This is a genomic window from Bradyrhizobium sp. Ai1a-2, from assembly GCF_000426245.1.
In the GTDB taxonomy this organism is placed as follows: Bacteria; Pseudomonadota; Alphaproteobacteria; order Rhizobiales; family Xanthobacteraceae; genus Bradyrhizobium.
The window spans coordinates 1-3595 of the sequence record NZ_AUEZ01000191.1; the positions used below are offsets into that span (position 1 = coordinate 1).

Annotated in this window: 2 protein-coding genes and 1 pseudogene; 2 read left to right on the forward strand and 1 reads right to left on the reverse strand. The window is 62.4% G+C overall.

Annotated features, from left to right (window positions below):
* Positions 1 to 158: 158 nt before the first annotated feature.
* Positions 159 to 1427, forward strand: coding sequence for an IS256 family transposase (locus K288_RS0142880; RefSeq protein WP_027584808.1), 1269 nt, complete (start codon positions 159 to 161; stop codon positions 1425 to 1427).
* A 321-nt stretch (positions 1428 to 1748) separates the two neighbouring features.
* On the opposite strand, the gene K288_RS0142885 is transcribed toward K288_RS0142880, so the two are convergent.
* Entirely contained in the window at positions 1749 to 2078 is a 330-nt protein-coding gene (locus K288_RS0142885; RefSeq protein ID WP_027584809.1) for a hypothetical protein, read from the reverse strand.
* A gap of 50 nt (positions 2079 to 2128) precedes the next feature.
* On the opposite strand from K288_RS0142885, the pseudogene K288_RS51855 reads away from it, so the two are divergent.
* Positions 2129 to 3506, forward strand: a pseudogene (locus K288_RS51855) (ISL3 family transposase); the annotation flags it as partial.
* Positions 3507 to 3595 lie beyond the last annotated feature (89 nt).

Consider the following 3595-nt stretch of genomic DNA (forward strand, 5'->3'; position numbering starts at 1 on the left):
CTGGCTGGAGCTTTTGTTGCACCAAATCCTGGTCAGGCTCATCCTCCGATTTCAGCTCGTCCCAAGCTGAAATCAGACTTCTTCACGGGCGACGAGATAGGCGGCGTATCGAGGCGGGTGTCGAGCCTGCCAGAACCTCTCAAGGAGAGCGATACGCCATGAACGAGACTAGCAACATTGTCCCGCTTCGTCAGCCGGACGAGATCGACGATCCACTGACCAATGTGCTGCGCGCTGGTGCGCGGCAGCTTTTAGCGCAGGCCGTCGAGGTCGAAGTCGAGACATTTCCTGCCACGGTGAAGGACTTGAAGCTTGCCGACGGACGCGCCCGTGTCGTGCGGCATGGTTATGGCCCGGCGCGAACGATCCAGACCGGCATCGGGCCGGTCGAGGTGGCGCGGGCGAAGATCCGGGACCGCGGGGCGGCCGGCGATGGCGAGCGGATCCGGTTCAGCTCGGCGATCCTGCCGCTGTGGGCGCGGCGGACGAAGAGTCTGGATGCCCTGCTGCCGATCCTTTACCTGCGCGGCATCTCGACCGGCGATTTCCAGGAGGCGCTGACGGCCTTGCTGGGCAAGGACGCGCCGAACCTGTCGCCCGCGGTGATTTCCCGGCTGACGGCCGAGTGGCAAGGCGAGTACGAGCGCTGGCAGAGGCGCGATCTGTCGGCGCGCCGCTACGCGTATGTGTGGGCCGATGGCGTCTTCCTGCAGGCCCGCATGGAAGACCACGGCGAGTGCATGCTGGTGCTGATCGGCGCGACGCCGGAAGGCAAGAAGGAACTGATCGGCTTCCAGGTCGGCGTGCGAGAGAGCGCGCAGAGCTGGCGTGAGCTGCTGATCGACGTCAAACAGCGCGGATTGCAGATCGCGCCCGAAATTGCCGTCGGCGACGGCGCGCTCGGCTTCTGGAAGGCGCTCGACGAGGTCTTTCCCGGCACACGGCACCAGCGATGCTGGGTGCACAAGACCGTGAATGTCCTGAACAAGGTCCCGCTCTCGGTGCAGGCCACCATAAAGAAGGATCTGCGCGAGGTTTATTGGGCGCCGAACCGGGCGTCTGCCGAAGCGGCGATCGACGTCTTTGCCGAGAAATACCGCGCCAAATACGGTCGGGCGGTCGAATGTCTGGTCAAGGATCGCGACGCGCTGCTGGCCTTCTACGACTTTCCTGCCGAGCATTGGGATCACCTGCGCACCAGCAATCCGATCGAGAGCGTGTTCGCCACCGTGCGGCACCGGACGGTGCGCACCAAGGGTTCGTTGTCGCCGACCACCGCCAAGCTGATGGTGTTCAAGCTGGTGATCGCCGCATCAAAGACCTGGCGGCGGCTCAAGGGCACAAATCAGTTGCCGAAGGTCATCGCAGGTGTCAGATTCAATGACGGCATCGAGGTCATCCAAGTGCCGGCAAACCACGCCGCCTGATCATCTCATCACCCAAAATCCCGCTTAGCTCGATGTTACTTTCGCTTGACGGATGTAGCCCCGACTGTCGGCCGGTCCGAGGTTGCGTCATTGCTCGCAGGATCGGAGGGACTGGGGACGTCGCGGAGTGCCCATCACACGCAGCGGCGGCCCCAGTCCCGGGATCACCGGCCAGTGCCGCACCCTCAGCCGTGCGCGGGATGATCGTCTCGGCTGCTTTGCGTCTGAGCGACCGCAACAAGCGCTGCACGATGGTGTGCTGCGGCGGACCGAACTGTTTGGGGCGTTGTTCAGCGAGGCGACCGACAATTGCCAGCGCGGTCAGACGGGCTCGGCCGCCACCCAGCGCTCGATGTCGGCGAGGTGCGGATCGAGCATTGATGGCATTCTCATGCGCTTTTTGTATGGCTTGCGCATGCGCCGATGGATGATGCGCTGCTCCCCTAGATGCACGTCATTGCCGAGCCCCTTCGCGAAGGCTGCTGCGTTCTTTGTCGGCGCCGGTGGGCTGGTTGCTGTCGCGAGCCTGCCCGATCGGGCGTCGACGCGCGTGCCGAGCTCCGCCTGGGCGTCTCTCATCTCGGCCAGCAGGGCCACGGGATGGAGCGTGCGATAGAGATCTCGAAGACGCCGTTTGACGACCTTGATCAACCTCGGATGCGCCAGTGCTCGTTCATAGGGTGTGGCTGGAACATGATAGTTTGCCGTGTCCCGGGAAGGAAATACGACTCCGCGTGATCACGCGGCGCTTCGTTTGCGAGGTGCCTCAGTGTCGGCGACGGATTTTCGCTGAACGGTTCGGGGACGATATTCTCCCGACCCGGTCGCGCCGGACGGCACGGCTGAAATGTATCGTCCACCATCTGGGGCTGGCACTCGGCGGCAGACCAGCGGCGAGCTTCGCTAAACGGCTGATGCTGCCGGTCAGCTCCGATACGTTGCTTCGGGTTGTCAGGCGACGAACCCGCCCGCGAACGGAGCCTCTGAATCGTCGCCGGCATTGACGACTGGGCTTTTCGCAAGAACCATCGCTACGGAACAATCGTGTGCGATCTGGAGAGGCGGCGGATCGTAACCCTGCTTCCAGATCGCGAGATTGCAACGGTGCGGGCTTGGCTTTCCGACCATCCGGAGATCAGGGTCGTATCGCGCGACCGTGGCGGCGGCTACGGTGAGGCCGCGGCAAAGGCGCTGCCCGACGCCGTCCAGGTCGCCGACCGATGGCACCTGATGGAGAACGCAAGCGCGGCCTTCCTCAACGCGGTACGCCGTTCCATGCGGGTGATCCGCACCGCAATCGGTGCGACGACGATCAATCCAAAACTGCTCACTTGCGCGGAAAGGCTGCAGTATGAAGGGTATCGCCGGCGCAAGCAGACGAATGCTGCCATCATGGCGCTCGTCAGAGAAGCAGTGCCACTCAAGGAGATTGTCCGTCGAACAGGACACAGCCGTAAACTCGTTCGCCAAGTCAGTCGCGGCGAGAGTACGGATGTCTTCCGGACACGGCAAAGCACGCTCGATGCCCACTTGCCCTTTCTGGATGCGCAATGGAGCGAGGGCTGCCGTAACGGCGCAGAGCTCTGGCGTCGTTTGCAAGGGTAAGGCTTCCGAGGCTCCTTGCGTGTAGTCAGTGAGTGGACGACACGGCGACGACGGGCCGAGAAGGCGACCAATCAACAACTGCAAAAAGTTCCATCCGCGAGAACAATCTCACGATTGATGACCAGGGCGCGCGACAATCTCAGCAAAGCAGATACGATCACCATCGCCGCCATCGAGGCGCGCGTTCCCACACTCGTCGAAGCCCGCATACTCGTCGAAAGCTTTCAGGCCATAGTACGCAAGAAGCTCTTCGCAGATCTCGATCCGTGGATCGCCACCGCCAGCTTGAGCCTGATCGCCTCTTTTGCGAGTGGCATCATCAGGGACAAAGCCGCCGTCCGTGCCGCCATCACCGAGCCTTGGTCCGATGGCCAGACAGAAGGGCAGATCACTAAACTAAAGCTCGTAAAACGCCAGATGTATGGACGGGCGAAGATCGACCTCCTGCAAGCCCGGCTGATAGGCGCCATCTAGTGGCTCCGCACAGTGATTTTGACGGATTGGATTGAGGTGGTCAGATAAGTTCCGGCAGACACTTGGGATCGACGAGGACCTCGATACTG